The organism is Cupriavidus sp. GW822-FHT03E04, assembly GCF_058801495.1.
The window spans coordinates 38,494-61,711 of sequence record NZ_JBXANI010000037.1 but is presented as its reverse complement, the minus strand read 5'-3'; the positions used below and the strand labels follow the sequence as shown (position 1 = coordinate 61,711).

The 23,218-nt window shown below is 55.7% G+C and carries 13 protein-coding genes; 3 read left to right on the top strand and 10 right to left on the bottom strand.

The genetic code is table 11. The features are described 5' to 3' along the window. Positions 1 to 364: 364 nt before the first annotated feature. The gene (locus AC1RQC_RS36155) at positions 365 to 658 is read left to right on the top strand and encodes a HigA family addiction module antitoxin (protein ID WP_492886316.1); all 294 of its coding nucleotides are present in this window, start codon (positions 365 to 367) and stop codon (positions 656 to 658) included. A 1,059-nt stretch (positions 659 to 1,717) separates the two neighbouring features. Here the strand turns inward: AC1RQC_RS36155 and AC1RQC_RS36150 are convergent. From AC1RQC_RS36150 to AC1RQC_RS36125, 6 genes are all read right to left on the bottom strand, one after another. Continuing rightward, complete coding sequence (locus tag AC1RQC_RS36150; protein ID WP_492886314.1) at positions 1,718 to 2,860, bottom strand: TniQ family protein; 1,143 nt, start codon at positions 2,858 to 2,860, stop codon at positions 1,718 to 1,720. 2 nt (positions 2,861 to 2,862) lie between these two features. Further along, positions 2,863 to 3,819: a TniQ family protein gene (locus AC1RQC_RS36145; protein WP_492886312.1), complete on the bottom strand. Its 957-nt coding sequence runs from the start codon at positions 3,817 to 3,819 to the stop codon at positions 2,863 to 2,865. Between the two features lie 14 nt (positions 3,820 to 3,833). After that, positions 3,834 to 4,691, bottom strand: a complete 858-nt coding sequence (locus tag AC1RQC_RS36140; RefSeq protein WP_492886310.1) for a TniB family NTP-binding protein — start codon at positions 4,689 to 4,691, stop codon at positions 3,834 to 3,836. Continuing rightward, positions 4,688 to 6,643 (bottom strand): TnsB C-terminal domain-containing protein, encoded by a 1,956-nt coding sequence (locus tag AC1RQC_RS36135; protein WP_492886308.1) that lies wholly within the window; start codon positions 6,641 to 6,643, stop codon positions 4,688 to 4,690. The genes AC1RQC_RS36140 and AC1RQC_RS36135 overlap by 4 nt, the downstream gene beginning before the upstream one ends. Next, positions 6,624 to 7,259, bottom strand: coding sequence for a TnsA endonuclease N-terminal domain-containing protein (locus AC1RQC_RS36130; RefSeq protein WP_492886306.1), 636 nt, complete (start codon positions 7,257 to 7,259; stop codon positions 6,624 to 6,626). Before AC1RQC_RS36130 ends, AC1RQC_RS36135 begins: the two co-directional genes overlap by 20 nt. A 1,058-nt stretch (positions 7,260 to 8,317) precedes the next feature. Beyond that, positions 8,318 to 12,448, bottom strand: a complete 4,131-nt coding sequence (locus AC1RQC_RS36125) for a hypothetical protein (RefSeq protein ID WP_492886305.1) — start codon at positions 12,446 to 12,448, stop codon at positions 8,318 to 8,320. A gap of 468 nt (positions 12,449 to 12,916) precedes the next feature. On the opposite strand from AC1RQC_RS36125, the gene AC1RQC_RS36120 reads away from it, so the two are divergent. Further along, entirely contained in the window at positions 12,917 to 14,701 is a 1,785-nt protein-coding gene (locus AC1RQC_RS36120) for a hypothetical protein (RefSeq protein ID WP_492886303.1), read from the top strand. A 253-nt stretch (positions 14,702 to 14,954) separates the two neighbouring features. On the opposite strand, the gene AC1RQC_RS36115 is transcribed toward AC1RQC_RS36120, so the two are convergent. From AC1RQC_RS36115 to AC1RQC_RS36100, 4 genes are all read right to left on the bottom strand, one after another. Then, the gene (locus AC1RQC_RS36115) at positions 14,955 to 15,431 is read right to left on the bottom strand and encodes a hypothetical protein (protein WP_492886301.1); all 477 of its coding nucleotides are present in this window, start codon (positions 15,429 to 15,431) and stop codon (positions 14,955 to 14,957) included. A 510-nt stretch (positions 15,432 to 15,941) separates the two neighbouring features. Further along, positions 15,942 to 17,360 (bottom strand): tyrosine-type recombinase/integrase, encoded by a 1,419-nt coding sequence (locus AC1RQC_RS36110; protein ID WP_492886299.1) that lies wholly within the window; start codon positions 17,358 to 17,360, stop codon positions 15,942 to 15,944. Positions 17,361 to 19,418: 2,058 nt separating this feature from the next. Continuing rightward, entirely contained in the window at positions 19,419 to 19,682 is a 264-nt protein-coding gene (locus tag AC1RQC_RS36105) for a hypothetical protein (RefSeq protein ID WP_492886297.1), read from the bottom strand. A 103-nt stretch (positions 19,683 to 19,785) separates the two neighbouring features. Next, positions 19,786 to 21,177 carry an HNH endonuclease gene (locus tag AC1RQC_RS36100; protein ID WP_492886295.1) on the bottom strand — a complete coding sequence of 464 codons (1,392 nt, stop codon included), beginning with the start codon at positions 21,175 to 21,177 and terminating at the stop codon, positions 19,786 to 19,788. 677 nt (positions 21,178 to 21,854) lie between these two features. Between AC1RQC_RS36100 and AC1RQC_RS36095 the strand changes: the two genes are divergently transcribed. Beyond that, positions 21,855 to 23,096 (top strand): RES family NAD+ phosphorylase, encoded by a 1,242-nt coding sequence (locus AC1RQC_RS36095; RefSeq protein WP_492886293.1) that lies wholly within the window; start codon positions 21,855 to 21,857, stop codon positions 23,094 to 23,096. The last annotated feature ends 122 nt before the right edge of the window (positions 23,097 to 23,218 follow it).

The window sequence follows — 23,218 nt, the reverse complement described above, 5'->3', positions numbered from 1 at the left end:
TTCATGGGTAACTTTCATGTCGGCGAAATCCGTCCGGATTCCATCAGGACGCGAATAAAGATTTCGGCGCGCGGCCAGTGTGGAGCGTCACTCAACGTTGACCCAGTTGCCCTTGTCCAGCCGCGGTGGAGTGCGTTCCCGCTCATTCAACTTTGAACTGGTGGTTCATGCATCTTTGAACTTTCTCGACCTGTCTCACTTAACTCTGAACTATCGCAAGTTGCGAAATAGCCCCAAAATCGGGATTGTGCAAATATAAGCAGTGCCGCGCAGGATTGATTGCTTAGCCGCCTGATCTTCCGCTTCGTCGGGCCGAACACGGAGTTGGTACATTACCTCGACGACTAGTGAAAAGGAGGAAGCCATGATGAAGCACTATCCCCATCCTGGGGAACTGCTGCGTGAAGACGTGCTGCAGCCGCTCGGCATCAAGGTCACAGACGCGGCACATCGCTTGGGTATGTCGCGCTCGTCGCTGTCGCGAGTGATACATGGCCAGGTCGGCATCAGTCCCGACTTGGCGGTGCGTCTGGAGCGCGCCGGAGCCGGCACGGCGCGGTTTTGGATGGCACTGCAGGTGAACTATGAGCTGCGCCTAGCGGAGCAACGCGCACAGCCCGAGGTCGTGCCGTTGCAGAGCCTCAAACTAATCGGCTAATGACGCCATCAGAGCAACGGCCTGGTCAGTGAGAGCCCAAATGAGTCAAAGTGCGCTGATCGCAACTGAAGTCGAGGGGCAGGGGCCTCTCGGTGTACTCAGAAAAATCAAAAGCAGCCACGCGAGCCTTGTTCGTAAGCGCCTTGTGAATCCGTCTTGAACTGAGGCAAGAGGCCAAGGAGCAGCGTGTCACATGGGAACGCAGTATTCCACTCGCGCTCCAGGGGCGCTACTGGACGTGCACGCGCCTCGAGAGCACAACCCCCGATTTTATGTGATCCATGTGTATCTTTTCCGTCGTGAAATCCAACTTGGCGTGGTCATGCAAGGGCACTCTTCGCGTCGACCAACACGGCTGCAGCGGATCCGACCCGTCAGGCTTTGGCCAGGGGCTGTTTCATCATTGCCGAACCTATTGTCCTTTTTTGAGCGTAGCTCTCTTGAGCGCGAACGACAGGAAAAACAGAGACACGCCAGATAGAGGAGAAGCGAGAATGCAGCGGATGGGGAGTCAAAGCCTGAGGGCGTTACGAGTTCAAAGTAACATCCAGTTAGCGATGTGGATCACTATGCGCAGATTGTATGCTGCGGGTGCGATTGATAGTGCCGCCTGGCGACGATTCAAAGCAAAGAGGAAACTGCGACCTGGCGTGGATGTACCCCGCCGGCACTTGTCGAGTAACAGCCACGTCAATGGTTACGGCGTGCGACAGTTCAGCTGACTTTCTCGCGGGATGGCGGTAGGTCTGCCGGTCCTTCTGGGGAAAGTTCGCCATCTACGCCAAGGCACATAAGTTCTCGGCGCCCGTCGGGATGAAGACGGATCACTCTCCCCGGACAGTTGGACTGGCCGATGTAGATGGGTCGTCCAGCTCGCAGATGAGCATATGCGGCAGATCCATCATCGGCATCAACATCTTCCTTCCTGAATAGTTCCTTTTCCGAGGGGGGCGGCTGACAGGCGCGCGTCATCTACTATATCCTCCGAAAATTAGCCGTGAGCGATTGAATCCTACTCCAAGTTTGAACAGAGTACTCGATGGCAAAGTAAGAGAGATCCTATTGCTCGGAACTACTAGGGTCCCCTTTCTGGGAACATTGCGATGGTTCATGTGGCCCGGCGGCTGTTGCTCGATACTTTGCTTGACGTTGCAAGCTTGCCTCCCAGCACTTCTCTGCCCATGTAGTCTTACGTTTCTTATCTCTGAGCATCTGGCGCTGAAACAGCACCGAGAATGGCTGCTTGCTTAGGCGCTCAGTATTATATGCAGTCAGCAGATGCTCCATGAATTCCGTAGGCTGCCGTTTCTTCCATTCAATTCGACTGTATTCGCGCAACCGGTCAACCCTTGCACTATTATTTCTCAGCCAAAGGCCTAAACCTAAAGGCGCATCTAGGAGAGGTTCCGTCCAGTCCAGTTCTGAGTAGTACGCATCCCGAAGCCGGAGCGCGACATACGTATCTTGCCGTCGATTCGCAGTGGCTTCTCGATGCGACCGAAGCTCGTCTACCCATGCTTGGTTGTCCTCAAGCCAAAGCATGAATTCCAAGGGAAACCGCATGTCGATGCCTTCAATGTTGAAGAATCCACTGCGTAGTGCCGATGCGGTGGCCTGCTGAGTCTTTATCTTGCGCGGCTTGATGGGGACCTGCGCTTGATCTTCGGTCTCCGGTGATACAAGTGATTCCCTGCAAGCGGAGCAGAAGCCGATCCCGAGAGCCTTGTCGCCGATGTTGCTATGAGAAGGTGCGGCCCCTTGGACTTCTGCACCGCAATGAGGGCAGCACTCTGCCATCCGTAGGCGATGATCAGGGCAAACAGTCCACCCCTTGAGCCTCCACTCAATCCGCAGATAGGGGGTGAGGTCCGCGGCAATGCACTTTGGACAGAATCGATATGTTGGGAGTCCTCTCTCGTTGAAGCTCAGCAATCGGCTCAAGCCTGGTTGCAGGCGGACTGCATGGAATGCATCGGCAAGTGCCGCGAGCCGCGTGCCAGAAACACCGGTTCCAATGCCGATCCGGCACACATGATCACGCGGCACGGCGAGGTCCGGATCCTTGCACGGCTTCATGCCGAGCGCGCCCGCGAGCGACTTATATGAGACGTCGTGTGCTTGGCAGGTTCGCTGTATCCAAGACGCTGCAGACTCCCTGGGAAATGGATATGGTGCATTGACTATGCTAGTCGGTCTATTCATGGCTATTCCTCGAAAAGGGGTAACTGCCGATTGAGGGCGGTCAGATGAAACAATCGCCGCGATGCAATCCGCTTGTGCAAACGCGATGCCAGTGTGGAGATAAGCAATGAATCTGCTGTCGATATGCAATCCTCTGAGAGCTCTTGAAGAGATGTCACGGAGATGCGCAGCGGCCAGGATGGCAGTCGATTCGAGATGGTCGACACGAGCCTGTCGTATGCTCGGCATACGACCGCGCCCGCTTCCAGAGTAGACAGGCCCCGATTCGCACTCTTGGGATGATCATCGATCTGGAAATCTTCGATGATTCCAAATATCCAGATTAGCCGGATGAATGTGTCAACGGACAGATTGTCGAAGCCGATAGGAAGGCCGGCAGCCAGTCTCGTCTTTACGTGACAATGATTGGGGGCAAGCAGATACTCGATTTGGCTGCTTATGGCCAGCTCGCGAGGATCGGCAGGTGCAGCTCCTTGATGTTCCGCTGTCAGTCGTAGTCCACACTCGCAAAAATCGATTGCCGGTCGTCGCCATTGAATGGGGCGGCCACATGCACACCTGTCGAGCAAACGGACTCCGTGACTGGCGCACGATGTGAGCAGACAGACGGACCATGCCGCTTGGATTCGCATAGATTCTGCGACGCAAAGCGGGCACAGTTGGGGACGTGCTTGCCGGAGGTGATAAGTCTTGAGGAAGAGATGCCCGAGGAAGTGCGCCGCCTGCGCACCATTGCGAAAGTGGCGGGCCACAAAAGCTTTGCTTAGCCGTTCCGGAGTGCATCCGAACATGAACGCGATAGTACCCGCGGCGCGCGCCGGGAGGTAGAGGTGGCCTGGTGAGGCAAGATGTCGTGCTAAGTCATGAAACGTTAGCCCGTTCACGGTTGCCAAACGTAGGGCGTAGCCGATACCATCTTCACCTGGGGAGATCTCCTCTCGTTTTGGGAATGGAGACATCTCTGTGCGACCCATTAGGCAAAAGGGTTGTCTTTGCTGGAACCTGCGCCAACAACCCGCTGGAACGCTAAGTGGAGATGGCGCTTTTCGACAACGAACTGGTCCGAGTCAATGGCGATCATTGCTACCTCCATGACTAGCGCCTTCAATATTCGCATAACTCCCTGCGTGGCCTTGAAGACTAGATTTGCGTACGTTGTCAACGCTGTTAGATCAACCTCCCTCGTCGCGTTGGCAAAGCCCGCCAGCACACCCCTCCAGTTCTCGTCGTTTCTGAGGTCCGGAAGGTTGAAGATCGCGGATATTCGCGTGGTTAGCTGAGGGTCTGCCCGTTCGATCGCGCGGAGTACTTCCGTTCCCGACAGCAGTATGGGACGTGCAGTCTTTGACATGAGTCGTTTGATCCAGTCATTGATGGCGGCGTGTACCTCATCTTTGCGAGACAGAAAGACATGTTGATACTCGTCCAGGGCGATCAGTTGGATATCGTGTTGCTCAATTGCGTTCACCAAGATGTTGAAAAGTGCGGCGTTGGTCTTTCGTCCCGTCCTCGGCGGAATGGCATAGTTGAAGTCCGCTAGCAAGTCTTCCTGAATCTGCGCAACGGTTGGGGCTTCTTTCAGAGACGCAACCAGAACGCTCTGTGGACGAAGGAACGCCCAGTTGTATTCGTTTCGCTGTACCGATTCGATAAGCAGCGACTTGCCGGCACCAGCCGGGGCGACGATGCAAGCTCCGAAAGGATGATTCAGGCTATTTCCGAGTTGAATTATTCGACCAACTCCATCCAGTGCTTCCTTGAAGGCCGGGTGGTGGATGCGAATCTGACTGATGCTGATACCCACCTGTAATGCTTTCGCGCTGTAGCTCATAACGCATCTCCAGTGAACACCTCGAAGACCGGAATGGGGGGCCGTGGCATAGGCGTATCTGTGTCTGTGATCACAGACCCGCTCGCCATTTTGGGCGAGAAATCAGTACCCTGAGAGCGTGATACTGAGCTCAAGCCCTGGTACAGCCCAAGGTCGCGTGACCGACGCTTGAGCTTCTTTCCTCCCCGTATGGCGTTTGACCAATGATCTTGCAGAGCCAAACGCGCGTTACGAAGCACAAGTTCGGCGTTTGCATTTGTTAGCTTTTGGCCAGCAGCCTTGCGAATGAGCCGATGTTGAGTGAGACTCAAGCCGCTGGCGTACTCCTGGTCGCGGGCTGATACGGTGATCCAGAGGCCGTTTTGTGGATGTTGGACAAACACCCTACCCAGGTCGTAAGGGTCGTACTTGATGGCGGTCCTGAACTTGGCGCCCATTTCTCTGCGCATGGAGCCAAGCTCGTCGCTCGTGTATCGGATCCACTGATGGACTATCGCGCTGTGATCGACGGTGACCGTGGTGCTCAGGCCGGCGATTACGTCGAGACAGGTTGAGTTATCCACTAGCCTTGGGGCTGGACAACTGGCTAGTCCCTCCAGGAACAAGTCAATTGGACGGGCCATCTTTCGTTCGTTGATCTCAAACGGATGAACATCAACGACCCATCGGAGAATGCCCGAGCAGAGGTCGCTGAACGTTATGCAGGCGTTTGCGTTGGGATCGATGGGCTCGGGGCCGGAGGCTGGCTTCTTCGGACGCCCATTTGCGGGTAACTGCCGGGTTAGGTCGCCAAGGAGTCTCTCTACTACGGGCTTGAACCATGGCATTCGGACCGGGCAGTACTCTAGGTCCATACACAGGTCGATCGCAATGTGATGGAGATGAGGTGAATGGAAGGACAGTGAGTTGTCGAGTACGAGCGTTTCCCAAAGGCCCATAGCGTGCCAAGGGTTCGAAAGCGACTGGCCAGCTGTAATGCTGTCTTTGGGCTGGATGGCGACTTTGATGCTTTGCACCACGCGACCGATGGTCTCGCCCTCAAACGAAATGAAGAACCCGAGTATGTAACCGCTGAAGCTGCACACAACCAGTGTGATGACAGGGCGGCCAAGTGGAATGCCGAGGTTGTCGTCAATGACAACCAGGTCAAGGATTGTGTGGTCCATCTCGACTCGTTCTAGCGGGCGAGTCGCATAGAGGCCGGGTTTCGTGAAGCGCCATTTGGCGCGTGCGTTGGTTGCTCCCAGGCGAGCCCTGTCCCGCTCAAAGGGGGTGGTGTCACCAGCGATCCGATGGATAGTGGATATGCTGATCTCCGCCTCCTCCTCTGGAACCAGGCCAGCATTGACCGACTGTCTGAGGGTACGCATGATCTTGTCATGGGCTTCGCGCAGTGTGCATCCATCGCGAATGAAGTAGTGCTGCTTCAGAACTCCCTTTGCGGCAGCGAGAACTTCTGGAGAGAGCCGCCGTGATGTCCTTCTCCTGATGTTTCCGGACACCAGGCAAGCCGGATTCTCTCCGCTCTGCTCGTAGTTGCGTAGCCATTGCATGACTGTAGGAGTGCTCGGCGGATGAGTGTCCCCGCGGAGCGCGGCCAAAGTGGCAATGGCCTCTGAGATTCGCGAGCGTTGTCCTTTTGTAATGCCACACTTGCGCATGTGTCTCACGTAGGCGTATGCCCGTTCAAATTCCTCTTTGTAGTGCGGCGGTAGCGTTGCGGTGCACGCTACCATTTGGCCTGTACGGCCCGGTTTCTCCTGACTGTCTCGGACTACCGTGAGTTTGCCTGCGGCTATATCGCTTGCGAGCTTGGCGATTCTCTCGCGACGAATCCTGCCGGTAGCTTGGTTCTCAAGCTGGACAAATTGATTGTCCAGAACCCGTTGGACACGCCACTGGGCGTCACCGCTCTGAAGGACTAGATCGCAATCAAGCGTATAGATTGACATGATCACCTCCGAGCGGATAGACCAAATCAAGCTCGCCGAGATTTAGCGCATTATTGATTCGGAGAAGGCGGCGTCCGACCAAATGAAGCACAGACTGAGTTGTCGTGTCCGCGACAGTAGCCAGCCTGCGTATTTCGACGCCATTGGGGAATCGTAAGGCGGATTCGGTGATCCGCGCTGCTAGTTGAGGGGATATTTGGCCGCGAGCGTGGCGCAGTAGAATTCCCGCGCGCAAATGACGCTGGTCCTTTTGCACGACGCTCTCGGGGGCGACCATGAAGCGATAGCCTTGTTCGCGCAAAAGCCCCTCGGCACATACCAGACGAGGTTTGTTTCTTGCATTGGTTGCGTGCACCGCTGGTTTTACTTCGACAACCAGCTTTTCGTGTTGCCCTATAAGCAGGAAGTCGGGGATATAGGTGCCAAGGTCCCCGAGAGACAAGGAAAATGGCTGGTGTGAGATCGAAGTGACTCCTAGATCGAAGAGCGCTAGGCGAACGAAGTCGCGCTCAAGCAGGCTTTCATATTCAATGGCTGTGGGTTGGAGCCATGGGCATGCAATGCGGCCCACGCGCCGGTGGGGTGAACGGGTGACAACTTTTCTCGCGCCAGACATGCGACCTCTCCAGGCAAAAGCAATCCCTCTTCCGGTGCCGGAAGGTTCAGAGAGGACTTGACAGTGGGGAGAGTGCGTTCGATACTGACTGGGCCAGCAGAGGTATCGAGAGGTATCTCCACGCCGCCTAGTCCTTCGGGGTTAGGTGGCGTTTTTATTTTCTACATTGACAATCTCCTTTGTCTTTCTGATAGAAGGGGGATCGACGCGAGCCGGTTGGGTGCGACCGCGACTGTATCTTCCTCGACAAGGTTAGAACGGCTCGTATTGACCGGGTAGAAGAGGGACGGGAAGATGAGCACAACTGATCTAGCTGTGCGGCATTCGAGCAGCATGAAAAGGGGGGGGCAACGTCGCAGACCTTGGTGTGATAGGTCTAAGGATACGGAGGTCAAATTGAGAGTTAAGCCGCGGCCTTGCCGATAGTGATCTCGTACTGGACACTTCCCCCACGCTAGTTCTGGTTTGAATCTAGCGGATAGTTCTCGTGGGGCTAGGCGGGGTGGGCTCATCAAGAACCTGCCGAGTTCGTCTCCGCTAAGACTAAGAAATCACTGCGTAATTTTCAAGGGTAATTTCGCTCGTTTGCAGCAATTATTACGCCGTCGGCGTGCCGCTTTTTTGCTTTGTATAGCACACAGTCTACCGAATAGCTTGGGCACAAAGCAAAATATCTTGTGTGCGCCACGCATCCGCCAACTGAGAAGAATGGGTCGATCTCGCGCGGTCTCAGAATTGTGGTGGGTCTGATCGAATGACCTGTCCGACATGCGGCCATTGGTCGGCGGCGCGGCCGAACGGCCGCTTCCAACTGCGGATTCAACCGGTCGATGCCTCACCGCGCGACTGGCGGCTTTCGAGGGGCAACGGTCGTCACCGTCACAGCACCGAGGGGAACGCGAAAGCGGACGGTCGCATTCGTCACGTTGAAAGACCGTGCCCATGCTCGACTGGTGAACCCGGCCAACCCGCCGTTGTTGGATACCTCGGAAATCTTGAACCGGGAAAAGGCCGGGTCCGTGGCCGTGTAGCAGGCAACTTGCGGAGCCCCGCTTGGCCTATTGCGAATCATCCCGCGAACGCTTCGGTGCGCAGTTCCTCTCTGTTTGAACAGCGGTGCGCAACCCCTTACGAAGTACATCTGGCAATGTAATGCCGGAGGCGATCTCGACAGCTTCCATGATATTCAGCAGTTGCTGAGCGCCGCCAATTTCGCTTTCGATTGCGTGACGAAGCAGCGGGACGCTGGTCCTCGGTACGTTGAGTAGGGCCGGTGTGTCCAAGTGTGGTCTGCACAATTTCGCTGCAACCTTGGCAAGAGGTCCGAGTGATCCTGACAAGATAAGTTGTGCGTCGGACTGCCAAATCCACATCAGCAGTGCTATCAGCCATAGCCAGGTTTGTGCGGGAGATCTACGTTGTTCTAGCAACAAACGCGCGGCGGCACAGAGTTTCGCAAGGTGCGCCGGACCTCTTGCACTGAAGGTGGCCTGAGCGGTACCAGCATCAACCGAAAAGTACTTGGAGACCGAATCCAGCTCATTCTTGAGCAGTTCGCCATCATCGCTGGCGTCGAGATCGGCGCGCCAATCAGCCATGACCATGCTACCGCTCTGATTAGTGAGTGCGAGCAAAAAAAGCACGAGTAAGAAGGTGGCTCCGGCGCCTATGCTTGCTTGTCGGTCTGTCTCATTGGGTACTTCGGCGCACGCGTGAAGTGCACTCCCTCCAACTCGCGTCTGAGCTGCCCCCAGCCAACGGGATCGTTGCAACCCCAGAAGATTCTCTGCCAGCCTGCGCGGCTCGTTCCTAGCAATGCACTCGTGACACTTGAGCGACCAATATTGGAACGCAACGGTCGGGGAGTTGCTAAGTTCCATGCGCGCTCTTGCTGCATCAAGTTCGGGATTGGTTACCCCAACTCTCGACGCGATCTCCATCAGCATGACCGTGCTGACCTCATAGGAAGAGGCGGGCAATTCGGCAATGCCAGAGTCTTTGCCTGGGTTGCTGCACTGTCCAAGAACTGGCTCCGGCGTGGACAATGAACGATAGTCGTCGCGGACCCGCCCCATCATCCAGAGCAGAATCTGACCCCCGAGCTTCTTTGTCGCGAAGTGTGAAAATTCCTCCGATGGGTCATAGTCGCTCTGTAGCCCTTCTAAACCCGCCCACGCGAAAGCAATCGACTCCGCCCAATCGCGAGCCTTAAACGCGCAATACGAAGCATCGAAAAGAGCCCCTGCGGCGGTCGCATCCATATGCATTGCTACGGCGCAAGCCGCTGTTTGTGCAAACCATTCCGAGGCCTGTGCGAAGAATCGGAGAGACCCAGCGGCAATTGCAGCCTTGCGAAAGGCATAGGGTTCGCGAATGCAGGACTTGCTAATGTCTCCGTGGGGACGCAGACATAGCTGCCACAGCTCGAGCGCGCGACTGTACTCCCGTCGATGAAACATTACGTTGGCTTCTTGTTCTTGCAACTGCGGATGGACACCAACCATCGCTGTCGCGTAACGGAGGCATTCGACAGACTCGTCCTGCTTTCCCAAGTATTCCTCGTAGATGATCGACAGTGGACGTGAAGATGCAACGATCAATGCGTCGCATCTCCATACCTCGCCTAGCTCAATCGCTCTCTTCAATGTCGCGCAAGCATAGTCCCAGCGAGGCGAAGCAAGCTTTGATTCGCCTACCCATGCGCGGTCAAGAAGGAGGCTATGCTCGCTAAAGAATGGGATGCGAAAGGCTTGTAGCATCCGGTCGCGTGCATGAGGTTCGCATGTGCTCAATGCAGTTAGGATGGCGTCTTGATATTCAATGGTCTCGCAACGGGTGTACATGAACCCGAAAAGGACGGGTATGAGATCATTGCCGAGATCTGGCTGATCTAGCGAGGTTTGAACGTTTGACATGCCGGTCTTCAGCTCCGGAAAGAGCGATTCATGGCGAGTCAATTCCTCAATGGCACCGATGATGGTTGCTGCACCAAGAGTGCCGCCAGTGGCAGACGAGACGACAAACGCGCGGATGAGTTGGCTGCTATCGCGCAAGCGTCCGTCTGGTAAGCGCTTGATCTCTTCGGCCCATCGGCAGGCAAACTCTTCCAAAAGCTCAGGCCTTTCCTGCTGAGCGACCTTGAACTGAAGGGTTCGAAGTAGTATTGAGCACGTCAAACTGAATGGGACGGAAGGGTGCGTACCACTCGAGCCTATCAGCAGTAATGGAGCTAGATCCTCATAGACAGCATTTCTTGCGTCGCCGCCTTCCATGATGAGGGAGGTGAGCATATTGCCCAAACGTGCCCGGTCTTGGCTTTGCCAAGCATGCATCAAGATCTGAAACGCCTCGTTGACCTGGATGGATTGACGTTGAGTGAACGCGTCGAAGAGGTGCCCGTGGGCCTCCGCAACCTTTTCCTCAGGCCACGCAAGCTTGGCCTGGCCGGAGAGTAGGGGCGTAACTCGATAACGCTTTGTGCCTTGGCTCTCCACCCACCGCCCAATGAGTCTATCCAAAACGTCTCCTGGCGCAGACAGCCCCGGAATCTTACTGCCAACCCGCAATGCCACATCACGTGAGAAGGGAAGGGTTGTGAGACTCATTGAATAGAGCAGCTCGCGAGCTTCCACTTGTAATGTGCGTGAGACAGTCTGGCGTGCAAATGCACGGGCCTCGTCGACGCTCTGTGGAGGCATAACCCATGACTCAAGCGTGGCTGGTGGCCAGCCTTGCTCCCGGAGCTCGAGGCCTCGCAGATAAACCAATTTCGGGTGACCGCCGCCAGTTTGCATGAGCGTGCATTTTGCCCACTGTTGCGTGGATCGCTCGTCCGGGCACCCGAGTGATTGGAAGAATGTGCATATCTCGTCTACAGATAGATCGGGCACTTCGAGTAATTCAAGTCTAGCCAGGCGTACGCGTGGATCGACCGCGTCTGGATGAACTCCTTTCGCTGTAATGATCAGTTCATGAAGCCGCGCTTGGCATTCTTCAATGATGAACTTCAGGCGGGTCCAAGTCGCATCCGTTAGCCCCTCAGCGACAGGAAGATCGTCCAAGATAACGACCTCTTTGTCGGCAACGCTGCGCAGATGTACCAGCAAACTTTCGAGCATCGGCCGGACCGATTCTTCATCGACGCCGGAGAAATCGATCCATCGAATGGGCCCTTCGATTCGGCGGGCGCTCAAGTTCGCAATGGTGGTCTTGCCTCTCCCTTCTGAGCCTGCGATGAGTACTACGCGCTTCGTGGAAAGCGCAGTTAGCACGCCATCGATTACTGAAGCCCGGTCTAACGAAAAGTCAGGAAGCGGAGGAGGACCTAAGTCCAGCGACATCGGAGCGAATCTGAGGCGCCCTGGGCTGTGATCGTGGAAATTCTGGGCCAACAGTGCATCGCCCATCTGGGCAAGAAGTGCGCTTGTTGCAGGAATCAAGAGGCTGGTTTTCGATTCAAATACGAGCTGAAGATCTTCGCATGTCAAGCTTCGTAGCTCAGCGGTCGGCTGGCAGGCGGTTTCCCAACATCGGGCCAACAACCCATCAACGGCCGATACCGATAAGGCGGCGGAAATGCCAGTGACTCGGCCCATCTGAATGGCCATTCTGCTTACCGCCAAACGAACAGCGTCCGCGTCGCTCTCTTCGGTTACCCACTCAATAGGCGCAATCAGCTGCGAGCGAAGGTCGCCGGGGCTTGCGCGCTCAACGAAATCCTTGAGAGAAGGCAGTGTCACGAAGCTTGCAAGGTAGCGGCCTATGGCTGCAGCGGCGGCATCATCGCCGGCCGACGCCTTCCGCCAGACATCAATTCCTTTCTCCTCGCCAAATGGCGTGGACAGTTCAGAGCGGACACCGCCCCGAGTTAAAAATCGGAGTGATGGTCGCCGTCCTGGGTTGCGTTCGCATAGCTTCCAAAATTCAGCGATCGACTTGCGAACGTCGGATGACCCCAACGATACGTCCTCGGCGGAGTTTTTTATCTGCACGGCTTGTGCGTTGATGCCGCTGACAACATCGTAATCCTCTGCGCACTCGAGGAACAGTGTCTCGCCCTCGGAAAGGCGCAGCCAAGCCTCCACTGAACGCCAAATTTGATAGTCGTATCCCCCGAGCGCCGGCACAGCCTGCCTGCGGGGATCACCCACCAGCGGCAAACGAGAGGTGTCGCTTTCAATTGCCCTCATCACGGATTCCCTGTGAAGGCGGACTCGCGATTAAAACTGTCGATCGGCGGCCAAGGCAGACAAAATCTCATGAAAGGATGCGGGTGCATGAAGATCGGTTCTAGACGGAACGCGAGGCAACTATAGCAGCCCGGCACAGCACCGCATTTGCCATGGCGATTGGGCGTGGGGGCGGGGGAAATGATGTGGCAGCGTGGCAAAGGTCCTTCAATGCCTGTTAACCCTTATAAATCAATGGCTTATGATCGACCGGCATGCCACGAAATCGCCGATGTCGGGGCAAGAAAACAGTGGCATGGCTAGACATTGGTTCCGAGCTCAGTTCTCCTAGGCCGTTCGGCTAGGCATCCGCTTCACGACGCCTTGCGCGCCAACTGGAGTTGCGTGTAGTTCGTAAGATTGTCAGGGTGCTCGGCAGCTATACGCGAAACCGACGGGCGGCTACCATGGCCGAATCAATAGATTCGGATGCAACTGACCTTCAGCCCCATGCCAAATGTTGACCATCTCACAACGTTCCCCATTCAGGGAGCGATGCTATCGCCACGCCTCCGTGCGCTTCTCAGTCCAATAGGGCTTGATCCTTTGGAACAGGTGGAGGTTACCAACCACATGGAGTTCGACAATCACGGTCCTAACAGCGAATACGTGCACATGCTAATGGCAGTCGTCCCCGAGGCGGTTGAAAGTCCCGTGCCAATCCTGGCCGAGGCGGGAGATGGTGTGGTGTCTCACTCGGTTCCCGTTCTCGGCGACAAAGGCTCGAGCGCAGGGTTTTCGCCTAGCATGTCTGGTTATGACTACATTGTCGCGTCCTGGGGTGACGGATCGCATTACACGTATGCCCTCGCCGAAAAGGTCTGGATGGCCCTCGGATTATCGCCAAGGTGTCTAGGTAACGCACAGCAACGCGTCGTCTATGACGATCTTGGGGTTCCTGAGTTCGCAGTTGCGGAGGGCGAGCTTGCTCGCGAATACCATTTCAAGTCATCTCGAAACGTTACGTGGCGGATGTCCAATGCCCACTTGCGAAAATACCTTTGGATGCGTGGTGCACGAGGCGTTAGAAGCTTTTATTATCGAGCAAGTCTCCCAGAATCCCCAGAGCTCAGGCAGCTTATGGGCGGCCAGGGACACGCAGATATCAAATCCGATTTGGGCTGGTATGAGATAGATATCCAAGAGCAAAGTGGTCGGCTACTGCTTCAGGTGTGGGCGTCCGTTGACGCTGTCTCATGTGAGATGTGCCCCGAGCGCTCGGCGGACAATATCGGTTGGCCTGGTGTTGACGGACCTGTAACGCATGCCAGTGCCGACGCGGACAGAGACCATCATGTCATTTACCTCGATGACCGATTTCTCAATCGATACGAGCAAAGCAGTTTCTACGACACAACGCCGGTGTTCGCTCACGGACAGTGGCTTTGCAGTCCTTCCTACCGCGGGCAATGGAGCTTCTCCGATTGCAGGCGTATCGGAAGGAACTTGGTACGTGTGGGGCTGAGAGAGTTGTACAAGCCGAAGCCTGACCAGGAAATCCTCCATGCGCATTCGTTCGCGCTCGACCCGGCGCTGGCGGCTCAGTTCGACCCGAACGAAGAGCACATAGCAGCCAAGACCCGGAGGTTTGTGGTCGCGATTTTGGCGTTGGGGGACAATCTTTCCCGACTCGGCGCCAGCGTTGGTGAGGAGAAGTCAGCCGAAGAAATTGTCGGCCTCTCAGCCGCCGAGATCAGAGATAACGGGTGGCTTCACTATCCCAAGCTCAGCCGTCTGGCGCAGGTTGCGCCGCTGTCGATGTCGGAGCAAGACTTTCTAGGTCGGTGTAAAAGCCTTCACGAAATTTGGCAGACGGTTCCGAACGGCTTCCTAAAGCGAATCCTCCAGGCGGCTGGATGTCCCAAGGGCGAGACCGAGAAACTCGGAAGTGTGAAACTCCTTCAGGCCATTCTCAACGTTGCTGAGAGGCTGGATGCTCAAGATGAGGATGCGAATGCGTTCAATAGCGTAGATGCTCCAGAAGGGTGGAACGAGTCGAACGAAAGATTGGCCGCTTTGTTCGTGGGCTACGATTTACGAATCGCGGATGCACACGAAACGTTCGCGCGCGCTCTACCGCGTCTGCAGGATCTCGGCTTTGACACTGCAAGTCTTCAACAGGGATACGGGCGAGCAATTGATTTTGTAATGGACAAGATAATTGAAGCGTTTGAAAACATTAATAAACCGCTCGGTCGAATTCTCGCCCGTTGAATTCAGAAGACTGGAGGCGTCCTGCCGCTCTGCGAAACGTTGTCGGACAATTTTTCACCATCTTGGCCTGTATCCCGCAATTTCCTCAATCTGCTCAATGATGTCTCGCACAGCGTCGCTGGCATGTCTCGACTTCGTTCCGCTGAATGAAGCCGTCGGGGGCCGGCAATCTTTCATGGAGAAGCAACGCTCCAAGGGCCCTAACGCGGCAGAGCGCCCGCTTGAACGTCCCGCTTGTGTAGGCCGGCGAGTGTCAGCCACTGGGCCGGTAGCAGTCATCCCCTCTTGTTGCAATTATTTGTCGTTGCCCCACCAAAGATTTCTTGCTGCGCCATTTTCGTTGCTCCACAGTACAGCCATGGACGCTACGAAGAGCACGGAACCCGCGATGCTCATCTTCGACCAGAAACTCACCCGCTACGCCGATTGTGTGGACATGTGGGAGCGCCAATACCAGGAACTCGACCGCCAACTGGTCCTGATCGAGAATATGGAGGGGGGCGCCGACTAGGCCAATCTCCGTGTTCTTCGCGCACTGCACACCGCCATCGAGAAGGAACTGGTCGAGGTCGCGGCGGAACGGAGGCGCGCGCTTGCCGCCTATCGGTCGCGCATCGCTCTCGTAGAGCGTGACCGTGAATGCTTTGAACCGCCCCGCTTCAATATGGACGTCCAGTTCTACTTGACCGGCGGGCCAGTGGTGAGCGCCCTTTAACGGAAGCCGGTTCATGACAACGGACGCGATCCCTTGCGAGGCATCGGCCAAGTGGAAGCGAGGACGCCCGCGACTGCCTGGGGGGCGCCACACAGTGCCGGCATCGTGGAGCGCGATGCCACACTCAACGAGCTGCACATCGAAACGAATGCCGCGTGAGCGCAGAAACGCTATAAGCTCGTCGCTAGCTTCGCCGACGAGCTCGACATGTCGGATAAGGCGTACTGGCGCTCCAAGGGTTCGGAGCAAACAATAGGCATCATGACGGCTATCGAGCATCAGAACAGATTAGGCAAGATTGCAGCCCACTGGAAGGCTGCTCAGCCGTACTTGCGAATAAGGCCGTGAGTTCAGGTGCCTGATTTCGACTTCAAGGCGACAATCGCTCATTGTCCGTGCATGCCCGTTTCTGATGTCATAGTCGGCCCTCGGCGGAGGGCGGCTAGAGCGGCGTTCCGCGCGCTCAGAGCACTGCGCAGTGGTGACTATCGAGTCGATCGACTCTTTGCGATGCAAATAGGAAGGTCAGCGCTCGGAGCAAGCACGCGATCTCGAGCATGCCAAGGCGTCATGCACCGTCATGGAATCGAGTTCAACTGACGGAAAGCACTCAGCGATACGAAACCGTGTTGGTCGTTGCGGTCTTCTCTCACCTCGCTTCACATCGATGTAGCCAGGCCGTCGCAACGCTACTGGATGTGGTGTATGGTCATCGAAGTAGGTGTTCGAAGCATACCGGGTTCTAGTGCGATGGTTGGCATAGAGTGGGCGAAGGACAGTGACGAGGCCATGGCGCCTCGCATAGGCGATTCCCCGGCGCAAGTCGTCAAACGGCGAATTACTCGCCGCCACGATCTCTTGCCAGAGTGGGGAACCTAGCTTTTCAACAATCCTAGCGAAAGCGAGGCCGCATGCGAACGCTGACGGACGGTCCTCTCGTTGGAGCACTCGAAGAGACTCGAGATCATAAAAATCTCTGGCTACAATGGCCGCTGCCCATCGCGACAGCGTTTCGAGTCCATAGCCATAGCCATAGCGTTCCTCGATCGTACGATCCGTCCACCCGAGCAGTGCACGTCTAACGCCAGGCGGGCATTCGACCTCCCGAAGCCTATCCACGTAGGCATGGCGAAACGCGTGAACACCCCGGTCCATCCCTCTTAGCCCGAGCCAAGCTTTCAGGATGCTTGACATATTGCTGCTCGTGTAACCGTTCTTGATACAGCGGGGGAATGCGTGTATTTGCTCAGGTGCAGCAGTATCGATAACTCGCTGCGCAGCCCAAAGTGCTGCTCCCGCGAGCGGAACAGACCGTCTACTGGCCAACGTCTTCAATCGACGCCAGGGCCTCTCTTTCAGCCTGATGTGCGGATACTCATGATCCACTACAATGTCGCTGATTCCAAGGCCGGAGATTTCACCTAATCTCGCGCCCGTGTCAATAATAAGAGCCAGCAACCAGCGCGCAGGGTCGTCTTTCAACACACAAGCGGTTCGAAACGCTGTCAGCCTCTCTTCGGAAATGGGGGTATGTACGCGCCTGTCATAGTGCTCCCGTGGTATGGGAAAACGGAGAAATGGATTTCTTATCAGCAAATCGTGCTCACGAATGTAGAGCGAGGCGCCGGCGCACAATACGTCGAGGATCGCGCGCACTGTGGATGTCTTAAGGCCTCTCTCAATTTGCTTCGCCACGAAAGAACGCACCGCAGAGGGACGTATTGTCGTAAGGCACTGTCCATTGAAGTGGTCGCTTGCTTGCTTGAAACCATATCGGACTAATTCACATCGGCGCCTGTGCCGAGGATCGGAATTTACCGCTAAATAGAGTTGTTCGAGTTTCGCAAGAGAATGGAATTCCTTTGGCTGACAAAAGGGCTTCACCGAGACTCTTTTGAAGCCATCGACCTTTTTGAAGCTTCCGAATATCGACGTACGAGCCATGGTCGAATCACCGCCTTAGACGGGCACGGGTCGTTACGAGCGCATACTGATAGTCGTCAGGAGTTGCCACGTCCCAGCAAGCGGATTTGTACCCTCCAGCGGCGTAACCACTGGGCCGAGGCATCGCCAGCATCAATTTCCGATAGTCGTAATGCGGATCGTCCAGCCGCTGCCGCCTCTTTGATTTGACACCGTACGGTGTACGCGGCAGCGATACACCGGTTGTTTCATAGACGCGCGTTATTTCCCCTGGGACACCGGGGCTCATTGCGATGCAACGGTGTCTGCGAGCGTGTCGTATGCCCCGCAGTATATCGACGCGATCCAGAACACCAGCTTGCACTAAGTTTTGGAGATCGGGGCGCGGCAAGGAATCGATAAGTTTAATGACTTCCACCGCACACTGGTAAGGCGGATGGGCTCGGCTATATCCGCTATCGCACGGTGCGATCAACGCGTTGTGTCCCTCTAGATCCATAGCCTTCTCTAGCCAGTGTCGCAGGGTCGTCAAAGGATAGCCGACGCCGTATTTAGTATCCGTCATTCGGATATACAATCCCGCTATGGCGAAGTAGATTTCGGGCGGGCACCCAACGACACGAAATCGATCTATCACTGTAGTACGCAAAGCGTGCAAAGTATGCTCTATACCGCGACTACGTAGCCATAACCAAAGAGCCTTTGCGGGGGCTCGCGTCAGGTGTCCGCCGAAGATATAGCGAGGGAAGGCGTAAATCTGTTTGGGGAGCGAGTTCTCTATGATTCGGCTCGCAGCCCATAGAGCCACGCCTACCAGTGGTATAGGGCGAACACAATGTCTTGACTTTAATCGGCGCCAGGGATGCTCCCGTATTTGAATATAGGGAGGTTCACCAGAAAAACTTATGTCTGCAAGTGCTAGCCCTGCAATTTCGCTGACACGCGCTCCCGTCCCGATAAGAAGCGCAAGAAGCCAACGTATTTCATCATCCCTCTGCACGACCAAGGCCTTTAGACGCTCCACCTCACTGCAAGTGAGTGGCGCGCTCGAACGTACTGCATGCGACGAGGACTCAATATTGACTTCTGCGAAGGGGTTTATATACGGAAGCGAACTTTCTCGCATATATCGGCGCACAGCGGCGTGCAGGATATAGAGCTTGTGTCTTACGTTCCCGACGTGATGTCCCGCTGACAATTCGTGCTCAACATAGCGTTGGACCGCGCCGGCAGAGATTCGGAAAACGCTCCTGTCTCCAAAAAATCGGATTGCGTGAGTAAAGATCCTCTGGATCTCCTCTCGATATTGACGGCCGTGGTGCTTTACTCTTGAGGTAAGGAACGTCTCACGGATCAATGACAGTCTGTGCTTGTCAGCCGATGGTAGTGCTCTAACACTCGAGGGTGACACGCGACGAGATGAAGAGAGTTTGCGCGGTCCATGGTCATCGGCAACTTTATCGCCACTTTCGTAGGCGTTCGTGTCTCCACCGTTCATCGTTTTCACCCAGCCAAAAAAACGTTCGCAAATCACTATGGCATGGTAGCGGCCACACGTCTATTGATACGTATCAAATGGGACGTATGCGGAGCGTCCATCTGCCATGCGAGAGCCGAAAGGGGGGGGCGAGCTGCTCAACCAGCTACGTCGTAGCTATGTTCATTGCAAGGGGCCCTGAGCTGACCAGATTGCATAGAACAGCAGCCGAGCCATCGTTGCGGGACCCGAAACGGCCATCCTTCCCCAGCAGGCCGGAGGACGGCTTATCGGCCAGTTCGGTCATCGGAAAATCTGAGGCAGGCTGACTCGAGCTGGCCGACTTCTGCCGGCCAGGACGCCGCCCCGTCACCCCGGCAGAAATCCGCGCTATTGAGCGAGATGGCGAAGGCTTCTTCTTTTCGCAGCCAAAGGCGTTCTCGACGTCAATGTGCGGGCTTCCACTATCAAAATGGCCGAGCTGCGGCTTTTGTCCGGTAGGTCAGGGATCCGTCGGAAGGCGCAACTCACTGCGGTGTTCCGTAGCTGCTCGCCAATAAGGATAGTTCCCCGCCTAATGGAACGTTGACTGCAACGTGGTGTCAATCTTCGACCGAGAAGCGTATGGTCACTGTGCTTCCGACCAAAGATTGGTCTATCAAAGTCCGTGCGCACCAACTAGCAACGAACACGATGAGCATCGCTGAGCGGAAGTGGCCTTCGGGACCAAGCCCGGTTCGCACGGGGCTCGGCCCCGGAGCCTTGACGAGGTTTAGGCATGCTGGCATGCCGGCAATGACGCCGGCAAAGATTTTTGTGATGGCAGCGCCCATCCCGGCGCCAAAGCCGACAATGACGAACGCCACGAAGGTCAGCTGCGGCGCGCACTCCACAGCGGTAGCCGCATCCTCACCACGCGAGCGAGGCCTAAGGCCCGGGGGCAGGCCCTATGCCGACCAAGGGGCCGTCTCATAGAGTCGCGAGATAGTCTTGAAATCTGTTCGTATTCGAGCTCATATCGTCCAGTATCGGATGATAGTAATTGCCAAGTTTGTGAGCAAGGTATTCTGGCATCGCGAACTCTCCCCCTCGCCGCAACTGCCGTGAGAGTACGATGACGAGACCGTGACCTATCGAAGCCATATCATCTCCTGTCAGATGCTCGCTGCTTGCACACTTGATCGTCCAGTTCATTGACGCGCCAAGATTTAGGTTGATACCCACACCGTCAGGAACCGGCAGGATCGCGAGTGTGACACTGCCAATATCCCCGATGAGCTTGTCATAGTGCGGGTTGCGGTCGCGGTTCATGTTCATTAGGCCGTGAATTTCTGGCATCTCGTCGTCAGGTCGCAACCCAAGGCCTTTGTACAGCTCTTCGGCATACGCGGTGCGCAGCGCGCGTTCGCCAAATAGGCAGTAAGCGATACCGATGGCAAGCTTTGAAACGAAGCGAACGTCGAACTTTGTGTACATCGCGAGGCGATTGTTTCGCAGTTGGCTTCCCGTGCAGTTGTCCAAGAAGAATTGAACGCGCTGCTGATCGAGATCATCAGGCCTGGAAAAGCCCATCAACGCAGGATCAATTCCCTCGATCTTTGTGCAAACGATCTTTTTTACCTTCCGATCCGAGAACGCATCTCTGAATGAGCGGACGGTGAGCAATGGAGCTTTGTGTGAACGCTCGCTGAACATGAAGTACGCGCGGGTTCGAATCGATTTCGCTGTTCTAGGATTTCCTCCTGCATACCAGTACAAGCGATCGTCGTTTTGTCGGACCCAATATACTTGCTCGCCAAATGGTCCCAGCCACGATTCACAAATTTCGTTTGATTCCATCCCTGGAGGAAGTAGATCCGTTTTCCCCATACAAATCAGCGGCAGACCAATGTCGCTATCTGGATCGAACGACGCATAGGCAATATCGCGGAGCTTGTGCGTAACGAACCAATCCTTTTCGAACCCGGCGTCGACAAACAAGCCCAGATTGCTGTTGCACGGCTTGCACACATCGTGAGTCTTGTATCTGTCTGGTGCGTAAGCGCCTCCAAGACACTGTGGAATCACGTGTTCAAGTGTAAAGTCTGTCGAATTCTTGAATTGCCTACAATAGATGCAGAGTTTCATCGCGACATCATCGTATGGATTGTTGACTTTGACTTGCATTTTTCTCCACTTGACCTCGAAACGATTGAGACGTGAACAGGCTTTCCCATTGGTCATCACTAGTTGCCGCGTGGCGCGTGTCATGGCCACATACAACAGGCGTGCCTGTTCTTCAGATGATTCATCTTTCTTGTGCGGCATACCTGTGCCAGGAATGCACACCAACGGAGATTCCAGTCCGTTGCTGCTGTGCATGCTCACCACCTTGATGCTGTTCGCACTAGGGGACGATAGAGTACAGCCATTTCCGACCAGGCAGTACCAGTTCGGCTTTCGTCGAGCAGGATACCCGAGCTCACGGGGCACGAACGGCAGTGATGGCCCTGACATTACGCGTAGCAGTCCGGCCCCCCCTCCTACGGAGGGGGGCTGCGCAAAGGCAAGCGTCCGAACAATGGAGGCAGGAGGATTGCGATGCTTATCCCGTTGTTACTCATGCCGATCGGGACGAGCGTTCACGCCCAGACGATCTACCAATGCCGAAGTTTGACGGGAAAGGTCACGCTTCAAGACTCACCTTGTACAGACAGCGCCAAAACAGAGTTGTATCGTAAGACCATCGGGCAACTTAACGCAGAAGACCGAGCGCAGCCATTTGTGATTGGAAACCAACAGTCCGCCAGACGGGTAGCCTCGAGCATCATTTGCCCTTCGCTGCGGCAACAATACACGGCGAACCTGGCTTGTTCTGAGGGTGCTATTGCCGGGACGATCCCACTGAAGTTCAACGCGCCGCAGAGGCCGTTCAGCGAATGGGGGCGCAAGACACTAGAATTCGAAACACCGGCTGAACGATTTCATCAATCTGTTGCGTCCTCGCGGCCCTGGTCGGGGTTGCGACGCAACAACATATACATGACATTGCGAACCAAATGGCGATGATGCGGACGAGACTGACGATCGAGGATAAAGATCCCTACGCGTGCGACGCCTGTATCAAGGACGACGTGCTGCGGAACACCATACCATTCCGATTCACCCGTCGCTGCGTCCTATGCGGACTAGAGAAGGCGGCGGCGTCCCTCTACAAGCTGGTACGAGCGGGACGAGGGATCATTTGTGAACGATTCAGCGAATTTGACGATACATACCACGACTATCGGAACGGCCTTACCTTGGCGCAGGTAATCCAGCAGCTACTGTCGATCGACGACCTCGCCATGTGCGATCAACTCGCTGCGTATCTGCGAACTGTTTGCCCGGCAAAACAACGCGACTTCTTTGCGACGGGCATGCGCTACAGCCAGAAGCGCCTCAGTTTTGACGAGCACGGACACGAGCGCCTCTTTGCCGAGCACCGCTGGCTATCCGAGACGCTTACGTTCAAGCACTCACGGCGTTACTTTAACCACCGGGCAAGCGATTTCTTCTCTACGCTATTCGGCGTAGCACTGGAAGCAAGGAACAGCTCGATATTCACGCCGACCCCGGCAGCGGTCCACACACTTCCAGTCGGTTTCAGAATCTATCGAGCACGGCGAGTGGATGGCCCGGATACAACCACATTACGGAATGCGATCAAGAAGGACGCTGCGGGCCAGCTCGGGCCACCTCCCCTGACCATCGCAAAGCAGAACCGCATGAACCCGGCTGGCGTGCCACTCTTTTACGGAGCGTGCGAAGTTCGGACGGCGATTGCGGAGGTACGGCCTTCGATCGGGGATGAAGTCGCAGTAGGCCTGTTCGAAACCACTAGGACACTGAAGTGTTTCGATTTCACGCGGTTCGACTTACCACTCGAACGTCAGATACTGAGTCTTTGGCATGGCGACTATGACGAGCGCGAAAATGCATTGATCATGCTGAAATACCTCCATCGACTTATCGCGCAGCCTGTTAGATCGGAGGAGACCGATTACATTATGACGCAGGCAATGGCCGAGTTTCTACACTTCGAGGTTGACGGTGGATTCGACGGGATCATATTCAAGTCGGTACAAGACGAGTCAGGGATCAACTATGCGATATTTGACGAGCCAGAAATGCAGCCGATGAGGTTCCCCCTGAGGCTGACCGCAGCGCCGGCGTTCCACATGGTTTCGAAGGTCGAGTTGCACGGTAGCTGGCAGCCGAAGCGCTCGAGCATGCTCGACCTCGGAAGTAGCTTGGCCTGAGTCCCGTCGCTCGATCCGCGGCTCAGATGGCCGGCGGGTGAGTGGGGTGCGATCCCGCAAAAGAAGCAAGCAACCCTTCTTGGTCGAATTAGGAGCGGGCCCGAATTTTTTTGGAGTCGTAG

Coding starts and splice junctions, on each gene's coding strand:
- AC1RQC_RS36155 (WP_492886316.1), top strand. CDS start 365: ATGATGAAGCACTATCCCCATCCTGGGGAACTGCTGCGTGAAGACGTG.
- AC1RQC_RS36150 (WP_492886314.1), bottom strand. CDS start 2,860: ATGAATAGACCGACTAGCATAGTCAATGCACCATATCCATTTCCCAGG.
- AC1RQC_RS36145 (WP_492886312.1), bottom strand. CDS start 3,819: ATGTCTCCATTCCCAAAACGAGAGGAGATCTCCCCAGGTGAAGATGGT.
- AC1RQC_RS36140 (WP_492886310.1), bottom strand. CDS start 4,691: ATGAGCTACAGCGCGAAAGCATTACAGGTGGGTATCAGCATCAGTCAG.
- AC1RQC_RS36135 (WP_492886308.1), bottom strand. CDS start 6,643: ATGTCAATCTATACGCTTGATTGCGATCTAGTCCTTCAGAGCGGTGAC.
- AC1RQC_RS36130 (WP_492886306.1), bottom strand. CDS start 7,259: ATGTCTGGCGCGAGAAAAGTTGTCACCCGTTCACCCCACCGGCGCGTG.
- AC1RQC_RS36125 (WP_492886305.1), bottom strand. CDS start 12,448: ATGAGGGCAATTGAAAGCGACACCTCTCGTTTGCCGCTGGTGGGTGAT.
- AC1RQC_RS36120 (WP_492886303.1), top strand. CDS start 12,917: ATGCAACTGACCTTCAGCCCCATGCCAAATGTTGACCATCTCACAACG.
- AC1RQC_RS36115 (WP_492886301.1), bottom strand. CDS start 15,431: ATGAACCGGCTTCCGTTAAAGGGCGCTCACCACTGGCCCGCCGGTCAA.
- AC1RQC_RS36110 (WP_492886299.1), bottom strand. CDS start 17,360: ATGGCTCGTACGTCGATATTCGGAAGCTTCAAAAAGGTCGATGGCTTC.
- AC1RQC_RS36100 (WP_492886295.1), bottom strand. CDS start 21,177: ATGCACAGCAGCAACGGACTGGAATCTCCGTTGGTGTGCATTCCTGGC.
- AC1RQC_RS36095 (WP_492886293.1), top strand. CDS start 21,855: ATGGCGATGATGCGGACGAGACTGACGATCGAGGATAAAGATCCCTAC.